The organism is Streptomyces sp. NPDC007025 (assembly GCF_042869455.1).
Classification (GTDB): domain Bacteria; phylum Actinomycetota; class Actinomycetes; order Streptomycetales; family Streptomycetaceae; genus Streptomyces.
In genome coordinates this window covers 58,799-73,691 of the sequence record NZ_JBIAFT010000013.1, presented here as the reverse complement: position 1 = coordinate 73,691, position 14,893 = coordinate 58,799, and the positions used below count along the sequence as shown (strand labels likewise).

Below are 14,893 nucleotides of genomic sequence, written 5' to 3'. Positions count from 1 at the left end.
CCCGGGCCCCGGTCCCCGTCGGCCCGGCCCGGCCCCCGTGCGGTCCCGGTGCGGGCCGCCGACCGGGTCAGCGGTTCTCGGCGACGTCCTCGGCGCGGTCCTCGGTGTGCCTGGGTCCCGCCTCCTCGGCGGGCGGCAGCCGGCGCCGGCGGCGGTGCTTGAGGAGCGCCCACGGGCCGCGCATCCCGGCGACCTCCGTACCGCCCTCGGCCGCCGCCTCCGCGGCGGCCCGCGCCACCGGGAGGATGCCCTCGCGCCGCCGCGCGTCCGGCCGCTCGTCCTCCGTCGGCCACAGGCCCAGCGCCGCGCACAGCGACGGCAGTACGGCCATCGCCGCCGTGGCGTACCCCTCGGCCGAGGGGTGGTAGTTGTCGGGTCCGAACAGTTCGCGCGGGTTCGCGGAGAACTCCGGGCCGAGCAGGTCGCCCAACGAGACCGTGCGGCCGCCCTCCTCGACCACGGCGATGGTCTGCGCCGCGGCGAGCTGGCGCGAGAGCCGCCGGGCGATCCAGCGCAGCGGCTGTCCGACCGGCTCGACACTGCCCAGGTCGGGGCAGGTGCCGACGACCACCTCGCAGCCCGCCGTCCGCAGCCGCGCCACCGCGTCCGACAGGTGGCGGACCGAGCGCGCCGGGGACATCCGGTGGGTCACGTCGTTGGCGCCGACCATGATGACGCACACGTCCGGGGCCTCGGCCAGGTCCCGCTCGCTCAGCAGCAGCGTGATCTGCCGCTCCAGATCGTCGGACATGGCACCGGAGAGGGCCACGTTGCGCAGTTCGACGGGGCGTTCGGCGATCGCCGCGAGCGCCGAGGCGAGCAGCGCCCCCGGCGTCTGGCGGGGCCGGTGCACGCCCTGGCCCGCCGCGGTGGAGTCGCCGAGGAAGGCGAGGCGCAGCGGCTGGCCGTCATAGAGCCTGCCGAAGGCGCTGCCGTACGATCCGTCGGCCTTGGGCGGCTCGTCGTCGGAGCCGCCGATATGATGTTTCGCCAGTTGGAGTTCGGTGAAGAGCAGCCCGACCGCCGCTCCACCGACCAGGCCGAGTCCGCCGCCTCCATAGGCGGCCGCGGTCGCGATTCGCCGGGCCACTCTCGCGCTCGACGCCTTCGACATCGGCATTGTCCTCTTCCGCCTCCCGAGTTCCCGATCATGGGCTCATGTGGTGGTGCGTCCGTTCGTGAGGGAGCGGGCGCCTGATCCTGTGCGTTCGGGGGCTGTTGTGCGCCGGTGTGCGCGCTGCTGTCCGAACGCCGGGGGTCCGCGGCCTCCAAGACTGTGTTGCCCCGTGCGGCCCGCCCTGCAACGCACCTGGGGTGTGCACGTGTTGCCCCATAAGGTGTCCGCACGGGCTCGCGACCCCGCGGCCCTGCGACCACGACTACGCGCGGAGACCACGGTGCAGTATCACGAGTCGATGATCGAGCTTGTCGGCAACACCCCGCTGCTCAAGCTCAACAGTGTCACGGACGGTATCCAGGCCACCGTCCTTGCCAAGGTCGAGTACTTCAATCCAGGCGGTTCCGTGAAGGACCGGATCGCGCTGCGCATGATCGAGGCGGCAGAGCAGTCCGGCGAGCTCCGGCCCGGCGGGGTGATCGTGGAGCCCACCTCGGGCAACACCGGTGTCGGACTGGCCATCGTGGCGCAGCAGAAGGGGTACCGGTGCCTCTTCGTCTGCCCCGACAAGGTCTCCATGGACAAGATCAATGTGCTGCGGGCCTACGGAGCCGAGGTCGTGGTCTGCCCCACGGCCGTCGATCCCGAACATCCCGACTCTTACTACAACGTTTCCGACAGGCTCGTGCGCGAAACCCCGGGCGCCTGGAAGCCCGACCAGTACAGCAACCCCAACAACCCCCGCTCGCACCACGAGACGACGGGTCCCGAGCTGTGGGAGCAGACCGACGGCCGGATCACCCACTTCGTGGCCGGCATCGGCACCGGCGGCACCATCAGCGGCACCGGCCGCTATCTGAAGGAAGTCAGCGACGGCCGGGTGCGGATCGTGGGCGCCGACCCGGAGGGCTCCGTCTACTCCGGCGGTTCGGGCCGTCCCTACCTCGTCGAGGGCGTGGGTGAGGACTTCTGGCCGGACGCCTACGACCGCGGCGTCACCGACGAGATCGTGGCCGTATCGGACAAGGACTCCTTCCAGATGACGCGGCGGCTGGCCAAGGAGGAGGGGCTGCTGGTCGGCGGGTCCTGCGGGATGGCCGTGGTCGGCGCGCTGGAGGTGGCCAAGCGGCTCGGCCCGGACGACGTGGTGGTCGTGCTGCTGCCGGACGGCGGGCGCGGCTACCTGAGCAAGATCTTCAACGACGAGTGGATGAACGACTACGGCTTCCTGGAGGAGGGCGGCAGCACCGGCGCCCGGGTCGGCGAGGTGCTGCGCTTCAAGGAGGGCCCGATCCCCTCGCTGGTGCACATGCACCCGGAGGAGAAGGTGGGCGAGGCCATCGAGGTGCTGCGCGAGTACGGCGTCTCACAGATGCCCGTGGTCAAGCGCGGCGCCGGGCACCCGGACGTGATGGCCGCCGAGGTGATCGGGTCCGTCGTCGAACGCGAGCTGCTCGACGCGCTGTTCGCGCAGCGCGCCTCCCTCGGGGACCCGCTGGAGAAGCACATGAGCGCACCCCTGCCGCACGTGGGCGCCGGGGAGAGCGTGGCCGAGCTGATGGCCGTGCTGGAGGGCGCCGACGCGGCGGTCGTCCTCGCGGAGGGCAAGCCGAGCGGCGTCGTGAGCCGTCAGGACCTGCTCGCCTTCCTCGCGCACGAGGGCCGCTGAGGACGCCGGCGCGTGCTCGTGGGGAGCTGAGGACGCCGGCGCGTGCTCGCGGGCGCCGAGCCTCCGGTGCCCGGCTGCGGTTCCGCCCGTCCGGCCGCCCCGCCCGTCCGCGACCGGGCGGGGCGGAGCCGCAGCCGTCGGCGGGAAGCTGCCGCGGGCGGCGGGGTCCCGCTGTTCGCGAAGAGCCGTCGCCCGCGGGCAGCGTCCGGCCCCGGGCCGCTGCGGGCTCAGTCGAGGTCGGAGGTCTGGGTGCTGCCGCCGCGGGAGAACCAGGAGCGGCTGGCCTGCAGGCCGTTCACCGCGACGATGCCCGCCCAGCAGGTGACCAGGCCGGTCAGGCCGGCATTGGCCACGGCGATCGCCGAGAGCGGGATCGCCAGCACCAGAGAGGCCACCGCCAGGCCCAGCCGGGCGCCGAGCCCGTCCGGGAGGCCGGAGGCGGGCCGCGGCTGCGGCGCGGCGCCGACGCCGCTGCCCCGGGCGGCGACCATCTGCTCCTCCGCCATCCGGCGCCGCACCCGCTTGTCGACCACGGTGTCGAGTCGCTGCTCCACCTTCTCGAGGAACGAGTCGAGCAGTTCGTTCTCGTACTCGGGGCCCAGTTCCCGGCGCGTCTGCAACGTCGCGTCGAGTTCTTTCCTCAGCTCATGGTCGGCTCCGCTCATGTCCGCCAGCCTACGGGCGCCGCAGGCGCCGGGCAGTGGTGCTAGCCCCCCTTCGCCGCGGGGACGCCCCGGTTCGCGAGCGGTTCCCCTCCCGCGGGTGCCCCGGCCCCTTCCGGCGCCCGCCGCGGCTGTGCCTTGCCCGGGGCGACCCTTGCTGCATAGGGTTATGCAAGGGAGGGCCGGGCTGAATGAGAGGTGCGGAATGGGCAGCGCGAGCGCGCGGTTGCTGAAGCTCTTCGAAGGGCACCGGCTGACCCCGACCCAGCGCCGTATCGCGCACTGCATGGTCCGCAGGGCGGGCGACGCCCCGTTCCTCTCCAGCGTCGAACTCGCCGAGCTGGCCGGAGTCAGCCAGCCCTCGGTCACCCGGTTCGCGGTGGCGCTCGGCTTCGACGGCTACCCGGCGCTCCGCCGCCATCTGCGCGAGAGCGAGCCGCCCGCGGAAGGCGAGCCCGCCGCGGAGGGGGAGGGGGCCACCGGCCCCAGCGAGTACCAGCAGGCCGTACACGCCGAGATCGAGAACCTGCGGCACCTGGCCGCGCTGCTGGAGGACCCGGCGCCGGTCGAGCGCGCCGGTGAGCTGCTGGCCGCCTCCCGCCCGCTGCCCGTGCTCGGACTCCGGGCCGCGGCCGCACAGGCGACCGGCTTCGCGTACTTCGCGGCCAAGGTCCACCCTGATGTCCGGCTGCTCACCGAGGGCGGCTCCATGCTCCTGGACCGGATCGACGGCTGCGTACGCGCCGGTGCCCGGACGCTGCTGTGCTTCGCGCTGCCCCGCCACCCGCGCGAGACCGTGGAGGCGCTGGAGAGCGCGCGGGAGGCGGGACTGTCGGTCGTCACCGTCGCCGACAGCGCCTTCGCGCCGGTCGCCCACCCCGAGGATCTGTTGCTGCCCGCGGCCGTCGGCACGGGTCTGGCTTTCGACACGGCGTGCGCACCCATGCTGCTGGGCCGGGTGCTGCTGGAGGCGATGTGCGACGGGCTGCCGGACGCGCAGGCACGCCTGGAGGAGTTCGACACCCGAGCCGGGGAGCGCGGCCTGTTCGCCGAGTGAGCCGGTGCCGTCCGCGGGCCCGCGGCCACGGTCCGTCGTCCGCCCGGCACGTCGGTCCAAGGGCGCCTCCGCCGGGGTGCGCCCCATCGGACCGGGGCACACCCCGCCGACGCAGGGCACGCCCCCGGGCGTCCGGGCTCACCCGGGGGCGCGCCCGAGGAGGGCCAGCAGCCGGTCCCCTGGCGGGGCCCCGGGCGCGAGGCGCACCTCCGGCCCGAACAGCGGCCGCCGGGCCTCCGCGTGCGGCACCAGATGCCGGGCCACCGGCAGCAGCCGGGCCGCCAGCGGCGCGGGAACGGGGCATGCGGTCCGGCCGGTGGCGCGGGCGATGTCCCAGCCGTGCACCGCGATCTCCACCGCGCCCGTCAGCGCCAGAGCGGTCGCCGTCAGCGGCGCGCCGGCCACCGCGACCGGCCGGTGCCGCGGGCCGTCGCGGGTCCAGACGCCCAGCAGCCGCGCGGCCCGCAGCCGGAAGGCCGCCGCGGGATCCGCCTCGCCCGGGCCGTCACCCGCCGTGCCCCGCGGATCCGCCGGGCCGCCCGTGCCGTTCCCGGGCTCCGGGTACAGCGCGACGGCGCCTTCCGTGAGGCCCTCGTGCAGCACCCGCAGCGAGTCGTCCGCGTGCGCCATCAGCCTGCCCAGGTCCCAGCGCGCGCAGGGGGTCGGCCGATCCAGCAGAGCGGGGGTCACCGGCTGCGCGGTGCCCAGCGCGTAGCCGAGGGCCCGCCGCAGCAGCTCCGCCGCCCGCGCGGCCTCCTCCGCGGACGCGCCGTCGCCGAAGCTCCCACCCGCCGCGTCCGTGCCGTCGCCCGCGTCCCTGCCGCTTGCCGCGTCCCCCGCGCCAGCCGTGTTCCGCTCGTCCCCGCGGTCGTGGAACACGGCGCTAGGGGGCGGAGCGGTCGGCGGTCCCGGCGGCCCGGCAGCCGGTCCCGGCGGTCCCGCGGGCGGCGGCGAGCCGAACGCGGCCGGGGCGGCTCCGCGGCCCGCCGTCCGGCCCGGCGGCCGGTGCGCCGCGGGGCGCGCACTCGACGCGGTGCCGCCCCCGCGGCAGCCGTTCATCGGTGCTGTGCGGCGCCGTGCCGCCCGGCCTGCTCCCGCTCGTCTCCACCATGGTTCCGCCTCTCGGTGCCGTACGCCGGCGCGTCGCCCCGGCGTTCCCGGGAAGACGGACCGGGCACGGAGCGCGAACTCATCGCCGCACCCGGCCGCCTGCCGCCCGGGGCCCACGGACCGGACACGCGAACCTCCAGCGGGGCGGCATCCGCCGCGGCGGGAATCGCGGCCGGACCCGGTCCGCATGTGTCTGCGATAGGTTCTTTCGTGGGACTCTTCCGGAACGGCTGAACCCGTGCGATCCCAGTACCAGCGGGGTCATCGTCAGCCCCGCACAGAACCAGGACCGCTCGTGGACAGATTCGCCGCCTTGCAGCAGGCGCTGCGCTCCGCACCGCCGCACGCGCTCGCCCGGGTCGTCGTCGAGGAGCTGCGCGGCCGGTACGGCGCCGGACGCGTCGAGCTCCGCATGGTCGACTACGGCATGAAGTCGCTGCAGCCGGTCGACGGCCACGCCGCCGAGGCCGGGCCGGTGTCCGTGCACGACAGCCCGCAGGGCCGGGCGTTCGGCTCCCAGGAGCCCTTCACGGTCCAGCAGCCCGACGGCGGAGCCGTCGTCCATCTGCCGGTCACCCTCCGCGGCGACCGGCTGGGCACGCTCTCGGTCGAGCTGCCGCCCTCGGCTGATCCCGGCGGGCTGCTCCCCGCGCTGCGGCAGGTGTGCGAGGCGCTCGGCCACGAGATCCTGGTCGCCGAGCGGGACACGGATGTGTTCCTGCTCGCCCGCCGGGCCTCCCGGCTGACCCTGGCGGCGGAGATGCAGTGGCAGCTGTTGCCCGGCCGCACCTGTGTCCGCGACGAGTTCGAGGTCGGCGCCCATCTGGAGCCCGCGTACGCGATCCACGGCGACAGTTTCGACTGGGAGGCGTCGGAGCGGTATCTGACCCTCGCCGTCACCAACGGCATGGGCGAGGGCATAGAGGCGGCGCTGCTGACCAACCTCGCCACCAACGCGCTGCGCAACGCGCGCCGGGCCGGTCTGGATCTGGCGGGGCAGGCGACGCTGGCCGACCAGGCGGTCTACGCGCAGTACCGGGGCGCGGCCTACGTGTCCGTGCTGCTGCTGCGGTTCGAGCTGGCGACCGGCCGGGTGGCGGTCGTGGACGCGGGCTCCCCGCGGATGTGGCGGATACGGGGCCGGGACGTGGCGGCGGTCCCCTTCGACCACCAGTTGCCGCTGGGCATGTTCGAGGACACGGTCTATGTGGAGGAGTCCTTCACGGTGCGGCCCGGCGACCGCCTGCTGATCGGCAGCGACGGCGTCTACGACACGCCCTCGGGCCCGGTGGGGGAGGCGGCGCCGGACCGGAGCGAGAAGTACGGCGAGCGCGCACTCGCCCGCTCGCTGCCGGGGCACCGGCTGCTGCCCGCCGGTCTGGTCCCCGCCGCGGTCCTCCGGGAACTGGCGGCCTACCGTGGCGAGGCGCCGCTTCAGGACGACGCGCTGGTGATGTGCGTCGACTGGCACGGCAGCCCGGGGAAGGCCGCCTGAGGGCGTCCCGCGCCGCCGCGCGCGGCGGGCAGTGCGTTCAGCAGGCGGCGGCTGATCTCACCGTGCACGGAATGGGCGCCGACGATCAGGGTCGTGGCACCGCGACCGCCGTCCCCGCCCTCCCGGGCCTCCTCGCCGTGGTCGGTCCAGCCGCGCCGGTGCCGGGTCCCGCTCTGCTCCGGCGTCGCGCAGTGCTCCCGCACACGGGCGGTTCGCCACGGGTGCCGACCTCGTCGACGAAGGTGGACGTCGCGGGGCCGCGCACCGTCGCGGCCGGTCGGCGGCGCCGCACCTCGTGCTCGACCGGAGCCGGAGCCCGGGGCTGCCGCGGGTGCGGGCTCAGCCGAGCATCTTGATCAGCTCGGCGGCCACCGGACCGGCAGACGCGGGGTTCTGGCCGGTCACCAGGTTGTGGTCGACCACCACGTGCGGGGCCCACGGTTCGCCCGCGTCGAAGTGCGCCCCGGCCTCGACGAGCCGGTCCTGGAGCAGCCACTTGGCCTTGTCGGCCAGTCCCGTCATGCGCTCCTCCGCGTTGGTGAAGCCGGTGAGCCGGTAGCCGTGCACGGCGTTGGCGCCCTCCTGGGTGTGGGCGGCCAGCAGTGCGGCGGGGCCGTGGCAGACCACGCCGAGCGGCCTGCCGGAGGCGAGGGTGCGCACCAGCAGGGTGCCGGAGTCCGAGTCGGTCGCCAGGTCCTCCATCGGGCCGTGCCCGCCCGGGTAGAAGACGGCGTCGAATCCGGCCGGGCCGCCGGCGCTGTCGATCCGCACGTCCTCGATGCTCAGCGGGTGGCCCAGCGCGGTGAAGGACTCCAGTCCGGCCGCGACCCGGTCGGCGTTGTCCTGTCCGCCGTTCGCGTCGGCGGACAGGCTGGCCTCGTCGACGGCGGGCACGACTCCGCCGGGGGTGGCGACGACGACCTCGTGGCCCACCGCGGTGAACGCCTCGTAGGGGGTGACGGCCTCGTCGGCCCAGAAGCCGGTGGGGTGCTGGGTGCCGTCGGCGAGCGTCCAGTGCCGGGCGCCGGTCAGCACGAAAAGGATCTGCGTCATGTCGTTCTCCGGGGGCTGCGGGGGAGGGCTACTGGACGACCGTAGGCCGCGCCGGGCCGCCATGGCCGCTGACGCCACCGGGCGAGCCCGTCCCGTCCCCTGGCCGCCGCAGTCCGCCGGTCCGCCGCGGTCCGCGGGCGGCCGGGGAGCGCTGCGGACTCCCGGGGTGGCCGGACGGACCGTTGACTAGAACTATTCAATGCGTATCGTTGGTGAATAGATTCGATACGCGACCACTGAGTGCGCGTACGGCCCCCGGAGTGCGCGGCACGCCCGGCGCGCGCGTACGCCGCGAGTCGAGGAGGCAGGGCCACATGACCAGCACCGCAGGACCGCGCCCGGTCAGGGCACCGCGCGGCAGCGAGCTGAGCGCGCTCGGATGGCAGCAGGAGGCCGCACTGCGGATGCTGCAGAACAACCTCGACCCCGAGGTCGCCGAGCACCCCGACGAACTCGTCGTATACGGCGGCACCGGCAAGGCCGCCCGCGACTGGACGTCCTTCGACGCGATGCTCCGCACCCTGCGCACCCTGCGCGGCGACGAGACGATGCTCGTCCAGTCCGGGCGCCCGGTCGGAGTGATGACCACCCACGAGTGGGCCCCGCGGGTGCTGATCGCCAACTCCAACCTGGTCGGCGACTGGGCCAACTGGGAGGAGTTCCGGCGGCTGGAGCAGCTCGGCCTGACCATGTACGGCCAGATGACCGCCGGTTCGTGGATCTACATCGGCACCCAGGGCATCCTCCAGGGCACCTACGAGACGTTCGCGGCGGTCGCGGCGAAGAAGTTCGGCGGCACCCTCGCCGGAACCATCACCCTGACCGCCGGGCTCGGCGGGATGGGCGGCGCCCAGCCGCTCGCCGTCACCATGAACGACGGCGTCGCGCTGGTGGTCGAGTGCGACCCCTCGCGGATCACCCGCCGTATCGAACACGGCTACCTCGACGTCCGCGCCGAGAACGCCGCGGAGGCGCTGCGGCTCGCCGTCGAGGCCCGGGACGCGCGCCGCCCGCTCTCCATCGGCCTGCTCGGCAACGCCGCCGAGGTACTGCCCCGGATGCTCGCCGACGGCGCTCCGATCGACATCGTCACCGACCAGACCTCCGCGCACGACCCGCTCGCCTATCTGCCCGCCGGTGTCGACTTCGCCGACATGGCCGCCTACGCTGCCGAGAAGCCCGCCGACTTCACCCTCCGGGCACGCGAGTCGATGGCCGCGCACGTGGCGGCGATGGTCGGCTTCCAGGACGCGGGCGCCGAGGTCTTCGACTACGGCAACTCCCTGCGCGGCGAGGCCCGGCTCGCCGGGTACGCGCGCGCGTTCGACTTCCCCGGCTTCGTCCCCGCCTACATCCGGCCCCTCTTCTGCGAGGGCAAGGGCCCCTTCCGCTGGGCCGCCCTCTCCGGCGACCCCGCCGACATCGCCGCCACCGACCGGGCCCTGCTCGATCTCTTCCCGGAGAACGCCTCGCTCGCCCGCTGGCTGAAGCTGGCCGGCGAACGCGTGCACTACCAGGGGCTCCCGGCGCGGATCTGCTGGCTCGGCTACGGCGAGCGGGCCACGGCCGGCGAGCGGTTCAACGACATGGTCGCCGCCGGGGAACTGGCGGCGCCGCTCGTCCTCGGCCGCGACCACCTGGACTGCGGCTCGGTGGCCTCGCCGTACCGCGAGACCGAGGCCATGCGGGACGGCTCCGACGCCATCGCCGACTGGCCCATGCTCAACGCCATGCTCAACGTCGCCTCCGGCGCCACCTGGGTCTCCCTGCACCACGGAGGCGGGGTCGGCATGGGCCGCTCGCTGCACGCCGGCCAGGTCACCGTCGCCGACGGCACCGCGCTCGCGGGCGAGAAGCTGCGCCGGGTGCTGACCAACGACCCCGGCACCGGCGTGATCCGGCACGTCGACGCCGGGTACCCGGAGGCGGAGGCCGTCGCCGCGGAGCGCGGCGTGCGTGTCCCGATGCGCGAGGGGGACGCCTGATGGGGGCCCACGAGGGGGCTGCCGGGTCCGCGGGAGCCGTCGGGGCCGCGCCGGGTCCGGTGCCGCACCCGGCGGGGGACGGCGGCCCGCCGCCCTCGTTCCAGCAGATGTGGCGCGAGCTGCTGCCGCTGGGGCGGTCGGCGGCGGGCGGGTACCGCCGCTTCGCGTGGACGGGGCCCGACCTGGAGTGCCGGGAGTGGTTCCGGGAGCAGGCCGCGGTCCGGGGGCTGGCCTACGAGGTCGACCGGAACGGCAACCAGTGGGCCTGGGCCGGGCCCGACACCGAGGCGGCCGGCGGCCCCGGGGCCGGGGCGGCCGCCGCAGGCTCCGCGGGTGACGCGGTGGTGACCGGCTCGCACCTGGACTCCGTCCCCGACGGCGGCGCCTTCGACGGGCCGCTGGGTGTGCTGTCGGCCCTCGCCGCACACGACGAGCTCCGGGCCCGGGGCACCGCCTTCACCCGCCCGCTGGCCATCGTCAACTTCGCCGACGAGGAAGGGGCCCGGTTCGGGCTGGCCTGCGTGGGCTCCCGCCTGGCGAGCGGCGCGCTGTCCCGGCAGGGCGCCCATGCGCTGCGGGACGCCGAGGGGGTGACGCTCGCGCAGGCCATGGAGGCCGCCGGGCAGGACCCCGGGACGCTCGGCCCCGACCCCGAGCGGCTGGCGCGGATCGGCGCGTTCGTCGAACTGCACATCGAGCAGGGCCGGGCGCTGGCCGAAACCGCGCACCCGGTGGCCGTCGCGTCGGCGATCTGGCCGCACGGCCGCTGGCGGTTCGACTTCCGGGGCGAGGCCAACCACGCGGGCACCACCCGGCTGGAGGACCGCCGGGATCCGATGCTCACCTACGCCAACACCGTGCTGGCGGCCCGCAAGAAGGCGCGGCTGGCGGGCGCGCTGGCCACCTTCGGCCGGGTGGCCGTGGAGCCGAACGGGGTGAACGCCATCCCGTCCCGGGTCAGCGGCTGGCTCGACGCGCGGGCCCCGGACGCGGGAACGCTGGAGAGCGTCGTCGCCGAGATCGAACGCGCCGCCGGGGAGCGGGGCGGGCGGGACGGCGTGCACGTCGAGGTCACCGGGGAGTCCGCGACGCCGCTGGTCGAGTTCGACCACGCGCTGCGCGACCGGGTCCGCGCCCTGCTCGGCGGCGAGGTGCCGGTGCTGCCCACCGGCGCCGGACACGACGCGGGTATTTTGTCCGCTTCGGTGCCCACGGCCATGCTGTATGTCCGCAACCCGACCGGTGTCTCGCACTCGCCCGCCGAGTTCGCGGAGGAGGACGACTGCGCGGCGGGCGTGACCGCGCTCGCCGACGTACTGGAAGGCCTGATGTGACGACCGGGACGAGGACGCCCCCGACCGGGCAGCGAACACCGCCGACCGGCGCGGTAGGCCCCGGGAACGAAGCCGCCGGGAACGGAACCGCCCGGAGGGGACCGGCCGGGCCGGGACCTGCGGCCACGGAGAAGACCGAGGCCGGGGCGACCGCCTCGCGCAGGACCGCGGCGACGCCGGCCGCGGCGGCCGGGCCGCACCCCGGGGCGACCGGCCCCGACCCCGGCGGCGCCCCCGCCGCGAAGGTCTACTGGTGCGAGAACGCCTGGCTCAACGGCACCGTCGAGCCGCACGTCGTCCTGGAGGTGACCGCACAGGGCCGGTTCGGGGCCGTCCGCACCGGCGTCCCCGCGCCGCCGCCCGGAGCCGTCGTGCTGCGCGGACTGACCCTGCCCGGACTGGCGAACGCCCACTCGCACGCGTTCCACCGCGCCCTGCGCGGCACCGTCCAGGTCGGCTCGGGCACCTTCTGGACGTGGCGCGACACCATGTACCGGACGGCGGCGCTGCTCACCCCGGACAGCTACTACACGCTGGCCCGGGCCGTGTACGCCGAGATGGCGCTGGCCGGGATCACCTGCGTGGGCGAGTTCCACTACCTGCACCACGCGCCGGGTGGTGCACGCTACGACGACCCCAACGCCATGAGCCACGCGCTGGTCGCGGCCGCGGCCGACGCGGGCATCCGCATCACCCTGCTGGACACCGCCTACCTCGCCGCCGGAATCGGCAGGGACGGCCGCGGCGAACCCCCCACCCGGCAGCAGCAGCGCTTCAGCGACGGCAGCGCGGAGGCGTGGGCCGAACGCGCCGCCGCCTTCACCCCGCAGGGCGACCACGCGCGCGTCGGCGCCGCGGTGCACTCCGTGCGTGCCGTGCCCGCCCGGGAGCTGCACACCGTCGCCGAGTGGGCCCGGCAGCGGGACGCGCCGCTGCACGTCCACCTGTCCGAGCAGGCCGCGGAGAACGAGGCGTGCCGCGGCGCCCACGGCCGCACCCCGACCGCGCTGCTCGACGCGCACGGGGTGCTGGGCGCGCGGACCACCGCCGTGCACGCCACCCATCTGACGCCGGACGACATCCGCCTGCTCGGCGGCTCCCGCACCGGCGTGTGCATGTGCCCGACCACCGAACGCGACCTCGCCGACGGCATCGGACCGGCACCCGCCCTCGAACGCGCCGGATCCGCGCTGTCGCTCGGCAGCGACAGCCACGCCGTGATCGACCTGTTCGAGGAGGCCCGCGCGCTGGAGCTCGACGAGCGGCTCGCCAGCCGCACCCGCGGCCACTGGACGGCGGGCCAACTGCTGCGGGCCGCCACCGCGGGCGGGCACACCGCCCTCGGCCGGCCGGAGGCGGGCCGCCTGGAGACGGGGGCGCCCGCCGACTTCACCACCGTCGCGCTCGACTCGGTACGCACGGCCGGGCCGGTGGCACGGCTGGCCGCCGAGACCACCGTGTTCGCCGCCACCTCCGCCGACGTCCGCCACACGGTGGTCGGCGGCCGGCAGGTGGTGCGGGACGGCGCGCACACCCTCCTCGACTCCGTACCCCAGGCCCTCGCCCGGGCCGTCGCCGCCCTCCGCCCCTGACAGCCGCGCACCGCGGCCCGATCCGTGCCCGTGCCTCCCGCGACCAAGGACCGACCCTCATGAGCCGACCGCCTGCCGCCTTCTCCCTCACCAACCTCGCCACCCTCGTCACCAACGACCCCGCACTGGGCGACGGAAGCCCGCTCGGACTGATCGAGAACGCGGCCCTGGTCGTCGAGGACGGCCGCGTCGCCTGGGTGGGACCCACCGGCGAGGCCCCCGCCGCCGACGAGACCGTGGACGCGGGCGGCCGGGCCGCCGTCCCCGGATTCGTCGACAGCCACTCCCACCTGCTCTACGCGGGCGACCGCACCCAGGAGTTCAACGCCCGGATGTCGGGCCGGCCCTACACCGCCGGAGGCATCCGCACCACCGTGCAGGCGACCCGCGAGGCATCCGACGCGGACCTGGCGGCCACCGTGGGAGCGCATCTGGCGGAGATGGCCGCCCAGGGCACGACGACCGTCGAGACGAAGTCCGGATACGGGCTGACGGCCCGGCACGAGGCCCGTGCGCTGCGGGTGGCGGCCGAGGCCGGGGTCGAGGAGGTCACCTACCTCGGCGCCCACATCGTGCCGCCGGAGTACGCCGCCGACCCCGACGGCTACACCGCGCTCGTGGCCGGGGAGATGCTCGACGCGTGCGCCCCCCACGCGCGCTGGGTGGACGTCTTCTGCGAGGAGGGCGCCTTCGACGAGGACCAGTCGCGCGCCATCCTCACCGCGGGCCGGGCCAAGGGGCTGGTGCCCCGGGTGCACGCCAACCAGCTGACGCACGGCCCCGGGGTGCGGCTCGCCGTCGAGCTGGAGGCCGCCTCCGCCGACCACTGCACCCACCTGAACAGCGCGGACATCGACGCGCTGGCCCAGGGCAGCACGGTGGCCACGCTGCTGCCGGGGTGCGAGTTCTCCACCCGCGCCGTCTACCCGGACGCGCGCCGGCTGCTGGACGCGGGCGTCACCGTCGCGCTGTCCACCGACTGCAACCCCGGCTCCTCGTACACCTCCTCGATGCCGTTCTGCATCGCGGTGGCGGTGCGGGAGATGAACATGACGCCCGACGAAGCCCTCTGGTCGGCGACGGCCGGCGGCGCTCGCGCCCTGCGCCGCACCGACGTCGGACGGCTGTCCCCCGGGGCCCGCGCCGACCTCGCCCTGCTCGACGCGCCCTCGCACGTCCACCTCTCCTACCGGCCGGGGGTCCCCCTCGTCTCCGACGTCTGGCGGCGTGGCGTGCACGTGCGCGCGAACCGGTAGGTACCCGGCGCGGGCAGCGGAGTATCCGCACTCATGCCCGCGCCCGCCCCGGCTTCCCAACCTTCCGGGCACGGGGGTACACAGCATCTTCGCCGATCGGCCCGCCGCGGCACCGGGCATGGGTATCACGGGGGCCGCACCGGGCCCTCGTCGTCACGGGGGAGCCCCCCAGCCGGGCCGTGCAGCGCGCCCCGGCCGACCTCTACGCGTCCGCCCTCCACCACCGCGGCCTGCGGCCCGGCGCCACCCTCGGCGTCGCCGTACGGCCCGGACCCCGCGCCCTGGCCGTGCTGCTGGCCGCCTGGCGGCTCGGGCTGCGCGCCGCCGTGCTCGACCCCGGCGCGGGGCCCGACGTGCCGCGCGCCCGGCTCGCCCTGGCCGGCCCGACCTGGTGCTCGCCGACGCCGCGGCGCCGGCCGCCGTCGGGTGGGCGCGCCCGCTGGCCCGCCACGCCCGGCTCGCCCTCCCCGACCTCGCCGCACTCGGCGGCCCGGTGGCGACGCCGGGGCCCCGGCTGCCGGCACCACCTCCCGCCCCCGGGCCGTCGTGCACTCCCGCGCCTC

General features: G+C 75.6%; 11 protein-coding genes. 7 read left to right on the top strand and 4 right to left on the bottom strand.

Annotated features, from left to right (window positions below):
- Positions 1-67: 67 nt before the first annotated feature.
- Positions 68-1,120 (bottom strand): SGNH/GDSL hydrolase family protein, encoded by a 1,053-nt coding sequence (locus tag ACFYMO_RS24660; protein WP_366773766.1) that lies wholly within the window; start codon positions 1,118-1,120, stop codon positions 68-70.
- 277 nt (positions 1,121-1,397) lie between these two features.
- On the opposite strand from ACFYMO_RS24660, the gene ACFYMO_RS24655 reads away from it, so the two are divergent.
- Positions 1,398-2,786: a cystathionine beta-synthase gene (locus ACFYMO_RS24655; protein WP_366773767.1), complete on the top strand. Its 1,389-nt coding sequence runs from the start codon at positions 1,398-1,400 to the stop codon at positions 2,784-2,786.
- A 227-nt stretch (positions 2,787-3,013) separates the two neighbouring features.
- On the opposite strand, the gene ACFYMO_RS24650 is transcribed toward ACFYMO_RS24655, so the two are convergent.
- Positions 3,014-3,451 carry a hypothetical protein gene (locus ACFYMO_RS24650; protein WP_366773768.1) on the bottom strand — a complete coding sequence of 146 codons (438 nt, stop codon included), beginning with the start codon at positions 3,449-3,451 and terminating at the stop codon, positions 3,014-3,016.
- A gap of 202 nt (positions 3,452-3,653) precedes the next feature.
- Here ACFYMO_RS24650 and ACFYMO_RS24645 point away from each other — a divergent pair, with 202 nt between their 5' ends.
- Entirely contained in the window at positions 3,654-4,505 is an 852-nt protein-coding gene (locus ACFYMO_RS24645) for a MurR/RpiR family transcriptional regulator (protein ID WP_366773769.1), read from the top strand.
- A gap of 138 nt (positions 4,506-4,643) precedes the next feature.
- On the opposite strand, the gene ACFYMO_RS24640 is transcribed toward ACFYMO_RS24645, so the two are convergent.
- Complete coding sequence (locus ACFYMO_RS24640) at positions 4,644-5,384, bottom strand: TIGR03086 family metal-binding protein (protein ID WP_366773770.1); 741 nt, start codon at positions 5,382-5,384, stop codon at positions 4,644-4,646.
- A gap of 526 nt (positions 5,385-5,910) precedes the next feature.
- On the opposite strand from ACFYMO_RS24640, the gene ACFYMO_RS24635 reads away from it, so the two are divergent.
- Positions 5,911-7,110 carry a PP2C family protein-serine/threonine phosphatase gene (locus tag ACFYMO_RS24635; RefSeq protein ID WP_366773771.1) on the top strand — a complete coding sequence of 400 codons (1,200 nt, stop codon included), beginning with the start codon at positions 5,911-5,913 and terminating at the stop codon, positions 7,108-7,110.
- A gap of 339 nt (positions 7,111-7,449) precedes the next feature.
- Here the strand turns inward: ACFYMO_RS24635 and ACFYMO_RS24630 are convergent, their stop codons facing one another.
- On the bottom strand, positions 7,450-8,163 hold the full coding sequence (locus ACFYMO_RS24630; protein ID WP_075002289.1) for a type 1 glutamine amidotransferase domain-containing protein: 714 nt from the start codon (positions 8,161-8,163) through the stop codon (positions 7,450-7,452).
- Positions 8,164-8,477: 314 nt separating this feature from the next.
- Here ACFYMO_RS24630 and hutU point away from each other — a divergent pair, with 314 nt between their 5' ends.
- From hutU to hutI, 4 genes are read left to right on the top strand one after another with little or no spacing between them, the layout of a single operon-like run.
- The gene (hutU, locus tag ACFYMO_RS24625; RefSeq protein WP_366773772.1) at positions 8,478-10,148 is read left to right on the top strand and encodes a urocanate hydratase; all 1,671 of its coding nucleotides are present in this window, start codon (positions 8,478-8,480) and stop codon (positions 10,146-10,148) included.
- The gene (locus tag ACFYMO_RS24620; protein ID WP_388548948.1) at positions 10,148-11,482 is read left to right on the top strand and encodes an allantoate amidohydrolase; all 1,335 of its coding nucleotides are present in this window, start codon (positions 10,148-10,150) and stop codon (positions 11,480-11,482) included. The genes hutU and ACFYMO_RS24620 overlap by 1 nt, the downstream gene beginning before the upstream one ends.
- Entirely contained in the window at positions 11,479-13,074 is a 1,596-nt protein-coding gene (locus ACFYMO_RS24615) for a formimidoylglutamate deiminase (RefSeq protein ID WP_388548945.1), read from the top strand. Before ACFYMO_RS24620 ends, ACFYMO_RS24615 begins: the two co-directional genes overlap by 4 nt.
- 59 nt (positions 13,075-13,133) lie before the next feature.
- Positions 13,134-14,330: an imidazolonepropionase gene (gene hutI, locus ACFYMO_RS24610; protein WP_366773774.1), complete on the top strand. Its 1,197-nt coding sequence runs from the start codon at positions 13,134-13,136 to the stop codon at positions 14,328-14,330.
- Positions 14,331-14,893: the final 563 nt, after the last annotated feature.

What these genes read in the sequence shown, in the direction of transcription:
- hutI (WP_366773774.1), top strand. Translation starts at nt 13,134, where the DNA reads ATGAGCCGACCGCCTGCCGCCTTCTCCCTCACCAACCTCGCCACCCTC.
- ACFYMO_RS24645 (WP_366773769.1), top strand. Translation starts at nt 3,654, where the DNA reads ATGGGCAGCGCGAGCGCGCGGTTGCTGAAGCTCTTCGAAGGGCACCGG.
- ACFYMO_RS24630 (WP_075002289.1), bottom strand. Translation starts at nt 8,163, where the DNA reads ATGACGCAGATCCTTTTCGTGCTGACCGGCGCCCGGCACTGGACGCTC.
- ACFYMO_RS24660 (WP_366773766.1), bottom strand. Translation starts at nt 1,120, where the DNA reads ATGCCGATGTCGAAGGCGTCGAGCGCGAGAGTGGCCCGGCGAATCGCG.
- ACFYMO_RS24650 (WP_366773768.1), bottom strand. Translation starts at nt 3,451, where the DNA reads ATGAGCGGAGCCGACCATGAGCTGAGGAAAGAACTCGACGCGACGTTG.
- ACFYMO_RS24620 (WP_388548948.1), top strand. Translation starts at nt 10,148, where the DNA reads ATGGGGGCCCACGAGGGGGCTGCCGGGTCCGCGGGAGCCGTCGGGGCC.
- hutU (WP_366773772.1), top strand. Translation starts at nt 8,478, where the DNA reads ATGACCAGCACCGCAGGACCGCGCCCGGTCAGGGCACCGCGCGGCAGC.